This is a genomic window from Pararhodobacter zhoushanensis (assembly GCF_025949695.1).
GTDB classification, from domain to species: domain Bacteria; phylum Pseudomonadota; class Alphaproteobacteria; order Rhodobacterales; family Rhodobacteraceae; genus Pararhodobacter; species Pararhodobacter zhoushanensis_A.
In genome coordinates this window covers 3,572,805-3,587,938 of the sequence record NZ_JAPDFL010000001.1, presented here as the reverse complement: position 1 = coordinate 3,587,938, position 15,134 = coordinate 3,572,805, and the positions used below count along the sequence as shown (strand labels likewise).

Here is a 15,134-nt window from a genome sequence, read left to right as displayed (position 1 = left end):
GATCTGCCATGCCCCCGATCCAGGACCACCCGCTGCGCTACGCGCTGACCAACGAGCTGCATGCCCGCCCGTCGCCGGTCATCCCGGTGCCCGCCACGGCGGTGTTTCTGGCGCTGAAACCGGCACAGGACGCAGCGGCGCGGGACCGGGAGGCGGACCGCGCGCATCTGCTGGACCTGCTCGACCGGCATGGCGCTGCGCATCCGGCTCCGGAGGCGACGCATCATGCAACGCAGGCCGGGCGGCACGGGGTGAAATGGGAAAACCACACCGAGTTCACCACCTGGGTCGGCTTTTCGGACAGGGTGAGCGACCGGCCGTTTGACCCGGCGGCCTTCGATGTGTTTCCCGCCGACTGGCTGGACAAGGCGCCGGGGGTCCGCGTGACGTCGATCCTGTTTCGGATCGAGGAAATGCCGCTCAGCGGGGCGGCGTGCGATCTGGCCGCGCTGCGCCGCAAGCTGGACGACTGGTTCGTCGGGGAAAGTCTGGCGGTGGCTTTTGTGCTGGACGAGGCGGCCATCGTTGCCTCGGACTTCCGCATTGATCCGGCGGGGCATGTGCGCATGGCGATCTTCGCGCGGCCCGGGACCGGCGCACAGCGCGTCGGGCGGGTGGTGCAGCGGCTGTGCGAAATCGAGATGTACCGGGCGATGTCGATGCTTGGCCTTGCGCGGGCGCGGCAGGTGAGCGGCGAGATGGCGGTGCTGGAACGGCGACTGTCCGAGCTTCAGGCCGAGATGGGCGGCGGGGCAAGCAGGGCGGACTCGGTGCTGGACGGGTTGATGGGGGTCTCGGCCAAGCTGGAGCGGCTTGAGATGGCCTCGTCCTTCCGGTTCGGGGCGACGCGGGCCTACGAGGCGATCGTGCATGACCGCATCGGGGTGCTGCGCGAGACGCGGTTTGACGGGCGGCAGACGCTGGCGGAATTCATGCGGCGCCGCTGGGATCCGGCGATGCGGACGGTGAAGGCGGCGGAGAGCCGGCTGGCGCTGCTGTCCGACCGTGCGATGCGCGCCGGGCGGCTGTTGTCGACGCAGGTGGAGGTGGCGCGCTCGGCGCAGAGCCAGGCGTTGCTGCAGAGCATGGACCGGCGGGCGGATCTGCAACTGCGGCTGCAGCACACCGTCGAGGGGCTGTCGGTGGTGGCGATCAGCTATTACGCGGTGGGGTTGCTGGCCAATGTGGTGCTGCCCCTGGCCGAGCCGGTGGGGCTGCACAAGACCGGCGTGGCCGCGATCCTGACGCCGCTGGTCGTGGGGGCTGTCTGGCTTGCGCTGCGGCGGATCCGGGCCCGGTTGCATTGAAGGGGGTGGCGGGGGCGCGGCGGGGCGCAAGGCCCCGCCGCGCCCCCGCCTGCTTTGCGCAGGGCTTGCGCCCTGCTTGGGGGCGCTGCCCCCCACCGCGCTGCGCGCGTCCCCCCGGGATATTTCCAGCATAAAGTTGGATAAGGTCAGGCATTCCTTTTCCGATATTGAACCGAAGGAAAAGGGTGCCTTCAGGCCAGAAAATATCACTTTTCCAACATAAGAGCGTCTGCGACGGCGCTGGCACGGGATCGGTCCGTGGTGTCTTCGGGGCCTTGATGGTTGGCACGGAAGCGCAGGCGGAAGGCTGCGAGGCGCAGATCGGGGGCCACATCAGGGTAGCCGATTGCGTCGAGGGATGTTTTCAGCGCGACATCCGGGTCACCCGCTGTATCGGGCCAGAGCGCAAGTCGTTGCCGGGCAAGGCGTTGCCAGTCGAAGCGCGGGCCGGGGTCGATCTTGCGGGCAGGGGCCATGTCGGAATGGGCAATCACGCCCGAGGGCGGGATGGACCAGCGGGCAAGGATGCCGGGCAGAAGCGCCTCGAGCCGCGCCATCAGCGGCGCGGAGAAGGGGGTCTGGCCGTCATTGTCCAGCTCGATGCCGATGGAGCGCGAGTTCACATCCTCGCGCCCCTGCCATGCGCCCGCGCCCGCGTGCCAGGCGCGCAAGGGTTCGTCCACCAACTGCCAAAGCTGCCCGTTGCGCCCGATCAGGTAATGCGCCGAAACCTCGGCCGAAGGATCGCAGAGCCGATCCAGCGCCGCTTGTGCCGAGCGCATTTCGGTGAAGTGGATCACGACGAGGTCGGGCCGCAACCCGTTTCGGCGCGGCCCGAAATTCGGCGAGGGATACGCGATCGGCTCAGCGGATGGCATCTCAGCGGCTGGCGAGGGCCTGGCGCAGCGGGGTGGGGTCCCACCAGCAGGCGTAGCCATCGCCATCGGGGTCGAGGTTGTTGCGGTCGCGCTCGGGGCCGCCCTCGGCAAGGAAGGCGGATTGCGCGGCATCCTGATTGCGGTACTGCAGACAGGCATTTTCCCAGCGCGACCAACGCAAGGGATTGATCCGGCGGTAAACTTCTGTCCCCGGCGCGTGCGAGACGCTGAGTGCATAGGCGACGATATTGGGGCCGCCGTGCTCAGAGGGGGCGGGGACCGAACTGACCTCGATCACCTGATACTGAGCGCGCTGGCGCGCCAGACGTTCGCGGTCACTGGCAATGGTTTCGCGGGCCGAGACGGCCTCGAAGCTCTGCTCGTTCGACACGCCGGGGCGGGTGGTCTCGCCCGCTTCAAAGGCCGGGGTGGTGCCGAAGCCGGCGCCGGTGTGAACCGTGCGGAGCGCGGCGTCTTGCGGTTGGGGCGCGGGTTGCTGTGCCGGTTGCAGCGCGGCGGTCTGCACCGGCGCGGCCAAGGGAGCGACCAAGGGAGCGGCGGCGACAGGGGCGAGGGTCTGCGTGTTGATCGGCGCGGCGGTGGGGGCCGGTTGGCCGAAGGGCGCCGCCGCCGTTTGCACCGGACGCGGGCGCTGGGGCACGGCGTCGAGCGTCGACGGCGCGGCGGACGGCATGGCGCTTGGCGGCAGGATCGCGGGCTGTGCCACCTCGGGCGGGACGGAATAGGGCGCGGCACTGCTGCGGGCGGACTCGCGCTCGTGCAGATACCGTTGGTAATTGCCGAATCCGACGCCGTTGGTCATGGTCGCATAGGTGTCAGGGCCAGCGGAGCAACCCGCCAGACCCAGCAGGGCCAAAGGGCCTGCCAGTGCCAAAATCCGCATATCTGCCTCTGCTCGGTTCTTCTTTTTTGAGCAGATTACCACCATTTTCCGGGTTTGGAAACAAATCCGGCAGCGGACTCAAGAACATGCGCGGTGTTGAGCAAGTCGGCCTCACCCCAGGGCTTGCCGATCAGCTGCAGGCCCAGCGGCAACCCGCGCGTGTCCAGACCCGTTGGCAGTGCGATACCGGGCAGACCGGCGAGGTTCACGGTCACGGTGAACACATCGTTGAGGTACATCGCGACCGGGTCCGCATCGGCCATTTCGCCCAAGCCAAAGGCGGCCGAGGGGGTGGCCGGGGTCAGGATGCAATCCACGCCAGCCGCGAAGGCCTCGTCAAAGTCGCGCTTGATCAGCGCGCGGACGCGGCGCGCGCGGTTGTAATAGGCGTCATAGAAGCCCGCGGACAGCACATAGGTGCCGACCATGATGCGGCGTTGCACCTCGGGGCCGAAGCCCTCGGCGCGGGTCTTTTCATACATCTCGGTGATGCCGTCGCCTGCTGCCAGCGTGGCGCGGTGGCCATAGCGCACGCCGTCGTAGCGCGCGAGGTTCGACGAAGCTTCGGCCGGGGCGATGACGTAATAGGCGGGCAGGGCGTATTTGGTGTGCGGCAGCGAGATGTCGACGATCCGGGCACCCGCGTCCTTGAGCATCGCGGTGCCGTCGTCCCAGAGCCTGGCGATCTCGGTCGGCATGCCATCCATGCGGTATTCACGCGGAATGCCGATGGTCTGGCCACGGATGTCGCCGGTCAGCGCGGCCTCGAAATCGGGCACGGCGATATCGGCGCTGGTGGAATCCTTGGCGTCATGGCCCGCCATCGCGCCCAGCATGATCGCGGCGTCGCGCACGGTTTTGGTCATGGGCCCGGCCTGATCCAGCGACGAGGCGAAGGCGACCACACCCCAGCGCGAGCAGCGGCCATAGGTCGGCTTGATGCCGACGGTGCCGGTGAAGGCGGCGGGTTGGCGGATCGAGCCGCCCGTGTCGGTGCCGGTCGCGCCAAGGCACAGGTCAGCCGCCACCGCCGCCGCCGAGCCGCCCGACGAGCCACCGGGGGTGAGCGGGGTGGCATCATCGCCGCGCCGCCACGGGTTGACCGCCGCGCCGTAGCTTGAGGATTCGTTGGACGAGCCCATGGCGAATTCGTCCATGTTCAGCTTGCCCAGCATCACCGCGCCCGCGTCGCGCAGCTGGCCCGAGACGGTCGATTCATACTCGGGCACAAAGCCCTTGAGGATGTTCGACGCCGCTTGCGAGGGCACGCCCGCCGTGCAGAACAGATCCTTGATGCCGACCGGGATGCCGCACATGGCAGGGGCGTCACCGGCTTGCAGCCGCGCATCAGCGGCGGCGGCGCGTTCCAGCGCGATGTCGGGCGTGTGGTGGACAAAGGCGTTCAGCGCCCCGGCGCCGTCGATGGCGCTCAGGCAGGCCTGCGTCAGCTCGACCGAGGTGACCTCGCGGCGGCGCAGACGGTCGCGGGCTTCGGCGATGGTCAGGGTATTGAGGGTCATTCCACCACCTTCGGCACGGCAAAGAAACCCTCGCGGGCATCGGGAGCATTCGACAGGATCTTGGCCTGCATGTTGCCGTCGGTCACGACGTCCTGACGCCGCTTCAGGCGCATCGGCGTGACCGAGGTCATCGGTTCGATGCCGTCGACGTCAACCTCGTTGAGCTGCTCCATGAAAGACAGGATGCCGGACAGCTGGTCGGCCAGCTGCGGCAGGTTCTCTTCGGGCACACGAATGCGGGCGAGTTTCGCCACGCGGCGCGCGGTCTCGATGTCGATGGTGGACATGGGTTTCTCCGGCAGGAACGGGGCCGGTTTAGCCGCGCCGGGCGCGGGGTGCAAGCGCGTGGGTGCGCATGCGGTTTGTTTCAGGGCCAGGCGGTGCGAAAGCGCGGCGGCGAGGCGCGCTGGCTACGCTTCATGGGCGCTCAGCGACCTTGCGCCAGCCGCAGTTCCAGCCGCCGCAGCGCCAGCAGCACGCGGTTTGCCTGCATCACCGGCATCAGCGCCATTTTCAGCTGCGTCGCAACGATCGCCAGTGTCGCGGCACTGAGACCCCATTTGAGCGCGGCCACGGCTTCGGTCGCGGTGTAAAAATGCCAGCCGGCCCAGACGGCGGCAATAAACATCACCACCTGCACGACCATCACCACCCAAGTGGTCCAGCCGGTGCGGCCCCCGAAGATGCTGAAGACCAGCGCGAAATAGCCGGGGTCTACGGGGGCGGTGTCGTCGTCGGCCAGCGCCTCGGCGATCATTCGGTCAAGATTGTCCATCGTCGTCTCCTTCCAACACCGCCCTCAGCCGGGCGCGGGCATGCATGAGCCGGGTCTTGACGGTGCCCGGCGGGATATCGAGGGCTTGGGCGACGTCAGCGACGCTTAGCCCTTCAAGGTAAAACAGCGCCAGCGCCGCGCGCTGATGCGGGGGCAGCGCGGCGATTGCCGCCTGCAAGGCACCGGTTTCGACCGCCCCATCGGGGCCTGCGGTGTCAACGGGTTGCGCCTGCGCGAAGCCGTCATCGGCCTGTCGCCGCCTGAGCTTGCGCCGCAGGTCCCGCGCCGCCGTCCGCGTCACGATGCGCAGCGCAAAGGCGAGGAACGCGCCCTCGTCGCGCAGACCGGGCAGGGCGCGGGCAAGGGCGATCCACGCGTCCTGCACGATGTCGCGCGCCGTCTCGGCATCATCACACAGCCGCCGCGCGTGGGCGCGCAGCACCGGATCGCACAGCCGCACCAGGGCCGCGAAGTCACCGGCGCGCCCCAGCCGCGCTCCGGCGGCGTGATAGGCGATCAGGGCTTTGCGTTTTTCCTGCGACATGCGGTCCATCCTTGGGGTCGCTATAGAGTGCCTCGGCCAGCCGGTTCGGTTCACGGACCGTGCAAAGAAACCTCGGTCTTTTCCCGCGCGGCGCTTTGGTGCATATCATGGCGCGATCCAGACCTGAGGACGACCATGCACGACATCCGCGCCATCCGCGAGAACCCGCAAGCCTTTGACGCCGCCCTGGCCCGCCGGGGTCTGGCACCGCTCTCGGCCGGGCTGTTGGCCCTGGACGAAGCGCGCCGGGCAAAGATCCTGGCCGCCGAAACCGCGCAGGCCGAGCAGAACCGGGCCTCCAAGGAAGTCGGCGCGGCCAAGGCCAAGGGCGATGACGCCGAATTCGAGCGCCTGCGCGCGCTGGTGGCCGAGAAAAAGGCCGAGATCGCGCGGCTGGGCGTCGAAGCGGGCGAGGAAGACGTCAGGCTGACCGCCGCGCTCGAGGTCATCCCGAACCTGCCGCTGGACGGTGTGCCGGACGGCAAGGACGAGGCCGACAACGTTGAGATCCGCCGCTGGGGCACCCCGCGCGCGCTGGATTTCGCACCGGTCGAGCATTTCGACATCGCGGGCGTGAAGCCCGGGCTTGATCTGGCGACGGCGGCGAAACTGTCTGGCTCTCGCTTCATGGTGCTCAAGGGGGCCGTGGCCCGCGTCCACCGGGCGTTGGCGCAGTTCATGATCGATACGCACACGACCGAGCATGACCTCTTGGAATGTTGGACCCCGGTTCTGGTCAAACCCGAGGCGATGTACGGCACCGGGAACCTGCCCAAATTCGCCGAGGACAGCTACGAAACGACCAACGGCTGGTGGCTGATCCCGACGTCCGAGGTCACCATGACCAACTTCGCCGCCGGCGAGATCCTCGATGGTGCCGCGCTGCCGGTGCGCATGACCGCGCATACCCATTGCTTCCGCTCCGAGGCAGGCTCGGCGGGCAAGGACACCACGGGCATCCTGCGCCAGCACCAGTTCGAGAAAGTCGAGATGGTCACCCTGTGCCATCCCGATCAGGCGCTGGCCGAGCACGAGCGCATGACGGCCTGCGCCCAGGCGATTCTGGAAAAGCTGGAACTGCCCTATCGCACGGTGGTGCTCTGTACCGGCGACATGGGCTTTGGCAGCCAGAAAACCCATGACATCGAAGTGTGGTTGCCGGGGCAGAACACTTACCGCGAGATTTCCTCGTGCTCGACCTGCGGCCAGTTTCAGGCCCGCCGCATGAACGGCCGCTTCCGGCCTGAGGGTGGCGGCAAGCCCGAGTTTCTGGCGACGCTGAACGGGTCGGGGCTGGCCGTCGGGCGCTGCCTGATCGCGGTGCTGGAGAATGGCCAGCAGGCCGACGGCTCGGTCACGCTGCCCGCTGCACTGCATCCGTGGCTGGGCGGCAAGACGCGAATCACGCCTGAGGGGGCGCTGGCTTAAGCGGAGCAGGGCGGGGGGCTGCCGCCCCCCGCACCCCCTGCCCAAAGGGGGTTTTCCACCCCCTTTGGGATCCCCCGAGGATATTTTCAGACAGAAAATGATAACACCCCGCGCCTGTCGGTGCGGGGTGCCATTTCCTGTCACGGTCATCGGCATCCCTGCCTGTACCGCTCCACCAATCTCGGCATGAAACCTTGCGTTAAGGTTAACGCGCGCCTGCATTTTCTGTCTTCAAGTATCCTCGGGGGTGAATTCGGCTTTAGCTGAAGAGGGGGCCGAGGCCCCCCTTCTTAACCCCCGTGCCGCGCGAACAGCGTCAGGATCCGGGCGAGGAAGTCGTCGCGGACCTCTGGGCGTTCCATCAGCAACTCATGCCTGGCGCCGGGGTAGTCGATCAACGCAGCGTCGGGCCATCCCGTGACCCGCGCGCGGATCGCCGGGTGGGCGACGATGGTGTCGTCGCTGCCCAAGCCAAAGAGGGCGGGCACCGCAGGGGCGGGTAGCGGAGCGAGCGCCGCAATTTCCTTTAGCGCGGCGCCCATCCAGCGCAGCGATGGCCCGCCGAGACTGAGCCGCGCATCCCCCAGAACCTGCGCCTTCATGCGGTCGAACTGGGCGCGGTCGGTGGTCAGGTTGTTTTCGCCAAAACCCATGCTCGTCAGGCCGTAGGTCGGGCCGGTGGTCGGGGCATAGCCGCCGTCGGCCCCGACCAAGCGCGCGAGGGGTGTCACGAGGCGCAGCAGGGCAGCTTGCACCGGGGGCAGGGGCAGCCCCAGCATCGGTGCGCTGAAGGCCACGGCGGCCGGGGTCTTGCCGCGCATCAGCCCGCGCAGGGCGATGCAACCACCCATGGAATGCGCGATCCAGGGCAGGGGACCGGGCGCCAGCGTCTTGGCCACCGCCAGCACTGCGTCGAGATCGCGCTGGAACTCGGCGAAGTCGCTGACATGGCCGCACAGCGGGTCACTGAGCGCCCGGTCGGCCAGCCCCTGACCGCGCCAGTCAACGACCAGCGCGCCCCAGCCCGCCGCGCCCAGATCGCGCACCAGTTCGCCGTATTTCTCGATGTATTCCGTGCGGCCCGGCAGGATCAGCACATGCCGCGCGCCGGGCCAATGCGCCAGCCGGATCTGCACCCCGTCCGCCGCCGTCACCCAATACGCGCGCCCGGTGTCAGGGGCGCCGCACTCGGCCAGCGGCGCGGGGGTCAGGCCGGCCATGGCAATCTCAGCCCAGAACCGAGGCCAGCTTCATCGCGTCGCTCATCGAGCCGTCGATCTTCAGCTTGCCCTGCATGAAGGCCATCGTCGGGTTGACGTCGCCGTTCATCATGCCCTCGAACGTCTCGGCCGAGGCGGTCAGCGTCACGTCGGTTTCGTCATCCCCGGCGCGCACACCGGCGTTGTCCAGAATGATCGAGCCTTCGTCCGCGATGACGAATTTCGCCGAGCCGTCAAAGCTGGAGACCTTGGCGGACAGGGCCTCGACGGCTTTTTCGATGATGTCGCTCATGTGTTCGTATCCTGATCGTGATCGGTGGGTAGGGACGGGCTGTCCGGGACCCCTCGCCTTTTGCCGAGGGTGCGCTATTCTGGCCAGTATGAAGCAGCGGCTCTCCTTCCTCAATCCTGTCGTGGCGGCAACCTTTACGTTAACGTCAATCGCGTTGGCGTGGCCGGTTTTCGCAGAACAAGATCGCACCGAGATGACGGTTTTGCTGGAGCAACTGGCCGATCCCGACGAAGAAGGCTGGATGCGCATCGAGCGTCAGATCCTGCGCGAATGGGCGCAATCGGGCTCGGCGACCATCGATTATCTGTTCCAGCGCGGCCAGACTGCCTTGCAGGCCGGGCAGGCCACTGAAGCGATCGACCATTTCAGCGCCGTGATCGACTATGACCCCGCCTTTGCCGAGGCGTGGAATGGCCGCGCGACGGCGTATTTCCTTGCCAACCGGATGGGGCAATCGCTGGCGGATATCGAGCAGGTGCTGCGGCTCAATCCGCATCACTTCGGCGCACTGGCCGGGCTTGCGATGATTCTCGAATCACTCGAGCGGCCCGAGGATGCGCTGGCTGCCTATGAGGCCTCTCTCGCCGTCAACCCGCACCAGCAGAGCGTGATTGACGCTGTTGCGCGGCTCGCGCTTGCCTCGGCCGGGCAGGCGCTTTAGGTCGTCGGGCGCAGGCAACCGCCGCAGAGGCATTTCCGTATGAACAGCAAGGGCCGGGTGACTGCGGTATTGGGACCCACCAACACCGGCAAGACCCATTACGCCATCGAGAGAATGCTGGGCCACCGCACCGGCGTCATCGGCCTGCCGCTGCGCCTTCTGGCGCGCGAGGTTTATGACCGCATCGTGGCGCTGCGCGGCCCCTCGGTGGTGGCGCTGGTCACCGGCGAAGAGCGCATCGTGCCCGAGCGCACCCAGTACTGGGTCTGCACGACCGAGGCGATGCCGCTGGAAATCGGTGCGGATTTCATCGCCATCGACGAGATTCAGCTCTGCGCTGATCCGGACCGGGGGCATGTGTTCACGGACCGGCTGCTGAACGCGCGCGGGTTGCTGGAGACGCTGTTTCTGGGTTCGGACACCATGCGCGGGGCGATTGCCGCGCTGGTGCCGGGGGCGCAATTCGTGCGGCGCGAGCGGTTGTCGACGCTGACCTATTCGGGGTCGAAGAAAATCGCCCGGATGCCCGCCCGGTCTGCCATCGTCGCGTTTTCGGTGGAAAACGTCTATGCCATCGCCGAGCTGATCCGCCGCCAGAAGGGCGGTTGCGCCATCGTCATGGGCGCGCTCAGCCCCCGGACGCGCAACGCGCAGGTGGATCTCTATCAGAACGGCGATGTGGATTATCTGGTGGCGACCGATGCGATTGGCATGGGGCTGAACCTCGACATCCGCCATGTCGCCTTTGCCGGCACGTCGAAATTCGACGGGCGGCGGATGCGGCAGCTGAACCCTGACGAGCTGGCGCAGATCGCCGGGCGGGCCGGGCGCCACACGGCCGAGGGCAGTTTTGGCGTGACCGGCGAGGCGCGGCCCTTGCATCCTGAGGTTGTTGAGGCGATCGAGACACACCGTTTCTTGCCGATCCGCAAACTCCACTGGCGCAATACGCGGCTGGAGTTCGGCACGGCGGACCGGCTGATCAGCAGCCTTGAGCAACACACGCAGGACGAATGGCTGACCCGCGTGCGTGAGGCAGACGATCTCATGGCGCTGAAAACCTTGGCGGCGATGCCAGAGGTTTCGGCACGCATCCGCCATGCCAAGGACGTTCGCCTGCTGTGGGACATTTGCCGTATTCCCGATTTCCGCGAATCTCGCATACTGAGCACACCAGCCTTCTGGCGCGGCTCTTCGAGTTCGTGCATGACGGCGGGCGCATACCGACCGACTGGCTGGCGCGGGCGATCAAGGGGATCGACCGGGTCGAAGGCGACATTGATACCTTGTCGCGAAGATTGGCCTTTATCCGGACGTGGACCTATGTTGCACAGCGTGCGGGATGGGTTGATGACGAAAGCCATTGGCGCGGCGAGACTCGCGCTGTAGAAGACCGGCTGTCAGATGCGCTGCACGCGCGTCTGACCGCAGCATTTGTTGACCGGCGCACCAGTGTGTTGTTGCGGCGGTTGAACCAGAAGGAGAGCCTTGTGGCCGAGGTGAATGACAAGGGCGAAGTGACGGTCGAGGGCGAGTTCATCGGCCGTCTTGAAGGATTCCGGTTCCGTCAGGACAAGACGGAGTCCACCGAAGAGGCGCGCACGTTGCGCCAGGCCGCTGTGGCGGCTCTCGCCCCGGCGTTCAATCTGCGCGCGGACAAGTTCTATAACGCGCCCGATACCGAGATGGACTTCACCGAGCAGGGTGGCCTGATGTGGGGCTCTGAAGCGGTGGGCAAGCTGGTCGCGGGTTCGGACCCGCTGCGCCCGCAAGTCGTGGCGTTCGTCGATGACGAAGCAGGGACCGATGTCGCCGACAAGGTGCGTCGCCGGTTGCAGCATTTCATCGACCGCAAGGTCTCTGCCTTGTTCGAGCCGCTGTCGAACCTGCAGCGCGATGAGACGCTGTCGGGCATGGCACGCGGCTTTGCGTTCCGGCTGGTCGAAAGCTTGGGCGTCCTGCCGCGCGACGGCGTGGCCGAGGACGTGAAGGCGCTGGATCAGGAATCGCGCGGGATGCTGCGCAAGCACGGCGTGCGCTTCGGTCAGTTCACCATCTTCCTGCCCGCGCTGCTGAAACCCGCACCGACCCGCCTGCGGCTGGTTCTGTGGTCGCTGGCACAGGGTCTGGATACCTTCCCCGAAAGCCCGCCTCCGGGTCTGGTGACGATCCCCAACATCCCCGATGTGCCGGTCGAGCATTACACCCTGTCGGGCTATCGGCCTGCCGGGTCGCGCGCGATCCGCATCGACATGCTGGAACGTCTGGCCGATCTGGTGCGCACCCGCGACGCCCGTGCCGGGTTCGAGGCAGCGGCAGAGATGCTGTCGATCACCGGCATGACGCTGGAGCAGTTCGCCGACCTCATGCAGGGTCTGGGCTATGCCGCCGAGCGCGGCGAGCGCGTCAAGCAGCGCCCGGCGCCCAGCTCTGAGGCCACCGCCGAAGAGATCGCGGCGAAAGCCAAGGCACAAGCCGACGCGTCGCATATCATCGTCGAAGAGGCTGAAGCCCCTGCCGCCGATGAGCCGGTGGCTGAAGGTGACGCCGAGGCCGAAGCTGCCGCTCCGGCGGTCGCGCCCGAAGAGATGGAGGTGTTCTACACCTTCCGCTGGTCGCCCCGTACCCGCCCGGCCCGCAACGATGGTCCGCGCCGTGGTCCCCGCCGGGATCAGGGCCGCGATCAGACCCGTGATCAGGCCGCACCGCAGGGTCAGCCCCGCGATGCTGCTGCGCCGCAGGGCGAGCGTGCCCCGCGCGAAAAGCGTGACGGCGACGCCCCGCGGGGGGATCGTCCGCGTCGTGACGGCAAGCCTCAGGGCGAGCGGAACGACCGGCCCAAGGGCGGCAAGCCCGGCGGGAAGTTCGGTGGCAAGCGGGACGGCGAGCGCGATCAGCGCCGCGACAACCAGCAGCCGCGCAGCTTTACCTCGGGCCCCGAGCGCAAGCGTGACAAGATCGACCCCGACAACCCCTTCGCCGCCGCGTTGATGGGGCTGAAGGACAAGAAGTGAGCGCGGATACGGGCCTTCGCTTAGGCGAGGGCCCGATCAGGCTGGACAAATGGCTGTGGCACGCGCGATTCTTCAAATCGCGCAGCCTCGCCGCCGGGGCCTGTGGCGGGTCCATGCGGGTCAATGGCCAGCCGGTCGCCAAACCCTCGACGGCGGTCAAACACGGCGACGTGCTGACCTTCGCGCAGGGCCATCAGGTCCGCGTTGTGCGGGTGCTGGCCCCCGGCCTGCGGCGCGGTCCGGCGCCTGAGGCGCAGGCGCTGTATGACGACCTGACACCACCCCCCACAGCCGAGGAAATCGCCGCCCGCGCCGCCGAGCGCGCCAGCCGTCCGCACGCCGATCAGGGCGGGCGACCCACCGGCAAGGCACGTCGCACGCTGGATGCTTTGCGGGGCGGTGAGGGCTGACAGCGCGCAATCAACGGCCGGATCGCGGTTGCTTTGCCGCAACATGCCCGACCTGCCTTGATTGATCGTCCCAAGGACGTTAAGTCCGCATCGAGTTAACTGCGAGATCAGCCATGACCTATGTCGTGATCGACAACTGCATTGCCTGCAAGTACACCGACTGCGTCGAGGTCTGCCCCGTCGACTGCTTCTATGAGGGCGAAAATTTCCTCGTCATCCACCCGGATGAGTGCATCGACTGCGGCGTCTGCGAGCCGGAATGCCCGGCGGACGCGATCTGCCCGGATACCGAGCCGGGGCTGGAAAGCTGGGTCGAGCTGAACCGCAAATATGCCGAGGTCTGGCCGGTGATCACCCAGCGCCGCGAGCCACTGCCCGACGCGTCCGATCGCGACGGTGAAGCCGACAAGCTGTCCAAATACTTCTCGGAAAAGCCGGGCGAGGGCAGCTGACGCAACGGAATGCACGTGCGGTGCCTGAAGGCGCCCATAGTCACGCTGCTGTGCAGCGGACGTTTTATTACGTGCTTTGATTCGGGCCATTTTTGTGTTACAAGAGTGCCACAACAATGATCTGCCCGGCATCCGCAGTGCTGCTCGCCTGTGCGATGTTTTTTTTGGCCTCAGTGATTGATCCGGCGGGAAACGACGCTTCCCGTGGGTGTCTCTGTCGCTGAAATCCGGCCCAACTTGAGGAAGCCCAGCATGAGCAAGACCCGCAAGGCCGAATTCCGCCCGAACGAGTTTGTTGTCTACCCGGCCCATGGGGTCGGCCAGATCGTCTCGATCGAAGAGCGTGAAATCGCCGGGATGCAGCTCGAACTTTTCGTCATCTCGTTCGAGAAGGACAAGATGACGCTGCGCGTGCCGACCGACAAGGCCACGGCCGTCGGTATGCGCTCGCTCAGCTCGCCCGACATCGTGTCCAAGGCTCTGGCCACGCTCAAAGGCAAAGCCCGCGTCAAGCGCGCCATGTGGTCGCGTCGCGCGCAGGAATATGAACAAAAGATCAACTCGGGCGACCTGCTGGCCATCGCCGAAGTCGTGCGCGACCTGCACCGCACCGACGACCAGCGCGAGCAGTCATACTCCGAGCGTCAGCTTTATGAAGCCGCACTCGAGCGCCTGACCCGCGAAGTCGCGGCCGTTTCGGGCATCGACGAAGCCGGCGCCGCCAAGCAGGTCGGTGAAGTGCTGGTAGCCCGCGCGGCCTGATTTCGCGGCGCTTTACAGGCTGATGATTGATTTCCACACCCCGGGCACAGCCCGGGGTGTTTGCGTTCGCGCCGTATAACGGCCGCAAAATAACGAGGATCGCAGGCCGGACTTGCCAGCAAGCGTCTGACTGCACTATAGCCTGCCCGATCACGATTATCGGAGACGACCATGGCAGGCCACTCAAAATGGGCCAACATCCAGCATCGCAAGGGCCGGCAGGATGCTGCGCGCTCGAAGATGTTCTCGAAGTTCTCGAAGGAAATCACCGTCGCTGCCAAGATGGGCGACCCTGACCCCGACAAGAACCCGCGCCTGCGGCTGGCGGTCAAGGAAGCCAAATCGCAGTCGATGCCCAAGGACAACATCGAACGCGCGATCAAGAAAGCCATCGGCGGCGATGCGGATGCCTATGAGGAAATCCGCTACGAGGGCTATGGCCCCAATGGCGTGGCGGTGATCGTCGAGACAATGACCGACAACCGCAACCGCACCGCGTCGAACGTGCGCTCGATTTTCGCCAAGAACGGCGGCAATCTGGGTGAAACCGGCTCGGTCGGGTTCATGTTCGATCGGATGGGACAGATCGTCTATCCCGCCAAGATCGGCAGCGTCGATGCGGTGATGGAAGCGGCGATCGACGCCGGGGCGTCAGACGTCGAAAGCTCGGACGATGAGCACGTCATCTGGTGCGAATTCGAGGACGTGAACGAGGTCTCGACCGCGTTGGAGGCCGCTTTGGGCGAGTCGGAGTCGACCAAGCTGGTCTGGAAGCCGCAGACCACGACAGAGCTGGATCTGGACGGCATGCAGAAGCTGATGAAGCTGATCGACGCGCTGGAAGACGACGATGACGTGCAGACCGTCACCGCGAATTTCGAAGCGTCGGACGCGGTGATGGAACAGCTCTGAGCGGGTTCTGACAGCGCGGGACTGGAAGAAGGGGGCCTTGCCCCCCTCTTTGCTG

15 protein-coding genes and 1 pseudogene are annotated in these 15,134 nt (G+C 66.6%); 8 read left to right on the top strand and 8 right to left on the bottom strand.

Annotation, left to right across the window (positions count from 1 at the left end):
• Window positions 1-8: 8 nt before the first annotated feature.
• A complete protein-coding gene (locus tag OKW52_RS17770; protein ID WP_264506880.1) occupies window positions 9-1,307 on the top strand; it encodes a DUF3422 family protein in 1,299 nt (432 codons plus the stop codon).
• A 206-nt stretch (window positions 1,308-1,513) separates the two neighbouring features.
• Here OKW52_RS17770 and OKW52_RS17765 read toward each other — a convergent pair whose 3' ends face one another.
• From OKW52_RS17765 to OKW52_RS17740, 6 genes are all read right to left on the bottom strand, one after another.
• On the bottom strand, window positions 1,514-2,185 hold the full coding sequence (locus tag OKW52_RS17765; RefSeq protein ID WP_264506879.1) for an N-acetylmuramoyl-L-alanine amidase: 672 nt from the start codon (window positions 2,183-2,185) through the stop codon (window positions 1,514-1,516).
• A gap of 1 nt (window position 2,186) precedes the next feature.
• A complete protein-coding gene (locus tag OKW52_RS17760) occupies window positions 2,187-3,089 on the bottom strand; it encodes a hypothetical protein (protein ID WP_264506878.1) in 903 nt (300 codons plus the stop codon).
• Between the two features lie 35 nt (window positions 3,090-3,124).
• Window positions 3,125-4,609 (bottom strand): Asp-tRNA(Asn)/Glu-tRNA(Gln) amidotransferase subunit GatA, encoded by a 1,485-nt coding sequence (gene gatA / locus OKW52_RS17755; protein WP_264506877.1) that lies wholly within the window; start codon window positions 4,607-4,609, stop codon window positions 3,125-3,127.
• The gene (gene gatC, locus OKW52_RS17750) at window positions 4,606-4,896 is read right to left on the bottom strand and encodes an Asp-tRNA(Asn)/Glu-tRNA(Gln) amidotransferase subunit GatC (RefSeq protein ID WP_264506876.1); all 291 of its coding nucleotides are present in this window, start codon (window positions 4,894-4,896) and stop codon (window positions 4,606-4,608) included. The genes gatA and gatC overlap by 4 nt, the downstream gene beginning before the upstream one ends.
• A 140-nt stretch (window positions 4,897-5,036) precedes the next feature.
• A complete protein-coding gene (locus OKW52_RS17745) occupies window positions 5,037-5,384 on the bottom strand; it encodes a DUF6768 family protein (RefSeq protein WP_264506875.1) in 348 nt (115 codons plus the stop codon).
• Complete coding sequence (locus OKW52_RS17740; RefSeq protein WP_264506874.1) at window positions 5,371-5,928, bottom strand: RNA polymerase sigma factor; 558 nt, start codon at window positions 5,926-5,928, stop codon at window positions 5,371-5,373. The genes OKW52_RS17745 and OKW52_RS17740 overlap by 14 nt, the downstream gene beginning before the upstream one ends.
• 135 nt (window positions 5,929-6,063) lie before the next feature.
• Here OKW52_RS17740 and serS point away from each other — a divergent pair, with 135 nt between their 5' ends.
• Window positions 6,064-7,356 (top strand): serine--tRNA ligase, encoded by a 1,293-nt coding sequence (gene serS, locus OKW52_RS17735; protein WP_264506873.1) that lies wholly within the window; start codon window positions 6,064-6,066, stop codon window positions 7,354-7,356.
• A gap of 290 nt (window positions 7,357-7,646) precedes the next feature.
• Here the strand turns inward: serS and OKW52_RS17730 are convergent, their stop codons facing one another.
• Together OKW52_RS17730 and OKW52_RS17725 are read right to left on the bottom strand one after the other, a co-directional pair.
• Window positions 7,647-8,576: an alpha/beta fold hydrolase gene (locus tag OKW52_RS17730; protein ID WP_264506872.1), complete on the bottom strand. Its 930-nt coding sequence runs from the start codon at window positions 8,574-8,576 to the stop codon at window positions 7,647-7,649.
• Window positions 8,577-8,583: 7 nt separating this feature from the next.
• The gene (locus tag OKW52_RS17725) at window positions 8,584-8,868 is read right to left on the bottom strand and encodes an SCP2 sterol-binding domain-containing protein (protein ID WP_264506871.1); all 285 of its coding nucleotides are present in this window, start codon (window positions 8,866-8,868) and stop codon (window positions 8,584-8,586) included.
• A 193-nt stretch (window positions 8,869-9,061) separates the two neighbouring features.
• On the opposite strand from OKW52_RS17725, the gene OKW52_RS17720 reads away from it, so the two are divergent.
• From OKW52_RS17720 to OKW52_RS17695, 6 genes and pseudogenes are all read left to right on the top strand, one after another.
• Window positions 9,062-9,529 (top strand): tetratricopeptide repeat protein, encoded by a 468-nt coding sequence (locus tag OKW52_RS17720; RefSeq protein ID WP_264506870.1) that lies wholly within the window; start codon window positions 9,062-9,064, stop codon window positions 9,527-9,529.
• 39 nt (window positions 9,530-9,568) lie between these two features.
• Window positions 9,569-12,543, top strand: a pseudogene (locus tag OKW52_RS17715) (helicase-related protein).
• Window positions 12,540-12,953: an RNA-binding S4 domain-containing protein gene (locus OKW52_RS17710; protein ID WP_264506869.1), complete on the top strand. Its 414-nt coding sequence runs from the start codon at window positions 12,540-12,542 to the stop codon at window positions 12,951-12,953. The pseudogene OKW52_RS17715 and the gene OKW52_RS17710 overlap by 4 nt, the downstream one beginning before the upstream one ends.
• Window positions 12,954-13,066: 113 nt before the next feature.
• Window positions 13,067-13,405 (top strand): ferredoxin FdxA, encoded by a 339-nt coding sequence (gene fdxA, locus OKW52_RS17705; protein WP_264506868.1) that lies wholly within the window; start codon window positions 13,067-13,069, stop codon window positions 13,403-13,405.
• Window positions 13,406-13,657: 252 nt separating this feature from the next.
• The gene (locus tag OKW52_RS17700; protein ID WP_127105888.1) at window positions 13,658-14,167 is read left to right on the top strand and encodes a CarD family transcriptional regulator; all 510 of its coding nucleotides are present in this window, start codon (window positions 13,658-13,660) and stop codon (window positions 14,165-14,167) included.
• 171 nt (window positions 14,168-14,338) lie between these two features.
• Window positions 14,339-15,079, top strand: a complete 741-nt coding sequence (locus tag OKW52_RS17695) for a YebC/PmpR family DNA-binding transcriptional regulator (protein ID WP_264506867.1) — start codon at window positions 14,339-14,341, stop codon at window positions 15,077-15,079.
• The last annotated feature ends 55 nt before the right edge of the window (window positions 15,080-15,134 follow it).

What these genes read in the sequence shown, in the direction of transcription:
- OKW52_RS17770 (WP_264506880.1), top strand. Translation starts at nt 9, where the DNA reads ATGCCCCCGATCCAGGACCACCCGCTGCGCTACGCGCTGACCAACGAG.
- OKW52_RS17765 (WP_264506879.1), bottom strand. Translation starts at nt 2,185, where the DNA reads ATGCCATCCGCTGAGCCGATCGCGTATCCCTCGCCGAATTTCGGGCCG.
- OKW52_RS17760 (WP_264506878.1), bottom strand. Translation starts at nt 3,089, where the DNA reads ATGCGGATTTTGGCACTGGCAGGCCCTTTGGCCCTGCTGGGTCTGGCG.
- gatA (WP_264506877.1), bottom strand. Translation starts at nt 4,609, where the DNA reads ATGACCCTCAATACCCTGACCATCGCCGAAGCCCGCGACCGTCTGCGC.
- gatC (WP_264506876.1), bottom strand. Translation starts at nt 4,896, where the DNA reads ATGTCCACCATCGACATCGAGACCGCGCGCCGCGTGGCGAAACTCGCC.
- OKW52_RS17745 (WP_264506875.1), bottom strand. Translation starts at nt 5,384, where the DNA reads ATGGACAATCTTGACCGAATGATCGCCGAGGCGCTGGCCGACGACGAC.
- OKW52_RS17740 (WP_264506874.1), bottom strand. Translation starts at nt 5,928, where the DNA reads ATGTCGCAGGAAAAACGCAAAGCCCTGATCGCCTATCACGCCGCCGGA.
- serS (WP_264506873.1), top strand. Translation starts at nt 6,064, where the DNA reads ATGCACGACATCCGCGCCATCCGCGAGAACCCGCAAGCCTTTGACGCC.
- OKW52_RS17730 (WP_264506872.1), bottom strand. Translation starts at nt 8,576, where the DNA reads ATGGCCGGCCTGACCCCCGCGCCGCTGGCCGAGTGCGGCGCCCCTGAC.
- OKW52_RS17725 (WP_264506871.1), bottom strand. Translation starts at nt 8,868, where the DNA reads ATGAGCGACATCATCGAAAAAGCCGTCGAGGCCCTGTCCGCCAAGGTC.
- OKW52_RS17720 (WP_264506870.1), top strand. Translation starts at nt 9,062, where the DNA reads ATGACGGTTTTGCTGGAGCAACTGGCCGATCCCGACGAAGAAGGCTGG.
- fdxA (WP_264506868.1), top strand. Translation starts at nt 13,067, where the DNA reads ATGACCTATGTCGTGATCGACAACTGCATTGCCTGCAAGTACACCGAC.
- OKW52_RS17700 (WP_127105888.1), top strand. Translation starts at nt 13,658, where the DNA reads ATGAGCAAGACCCGCAAGGCCGAATTCCGCCCGAACGAGTTTGTTGTC.
- OKW52_RS17695 (WP_264506867.1), top strand. Translation starts at nt 14,339, where the DNA reads ATGGCAGGCCACTCAAAATGGGCCAACATCCAGCATCGCAAGGGCCGG.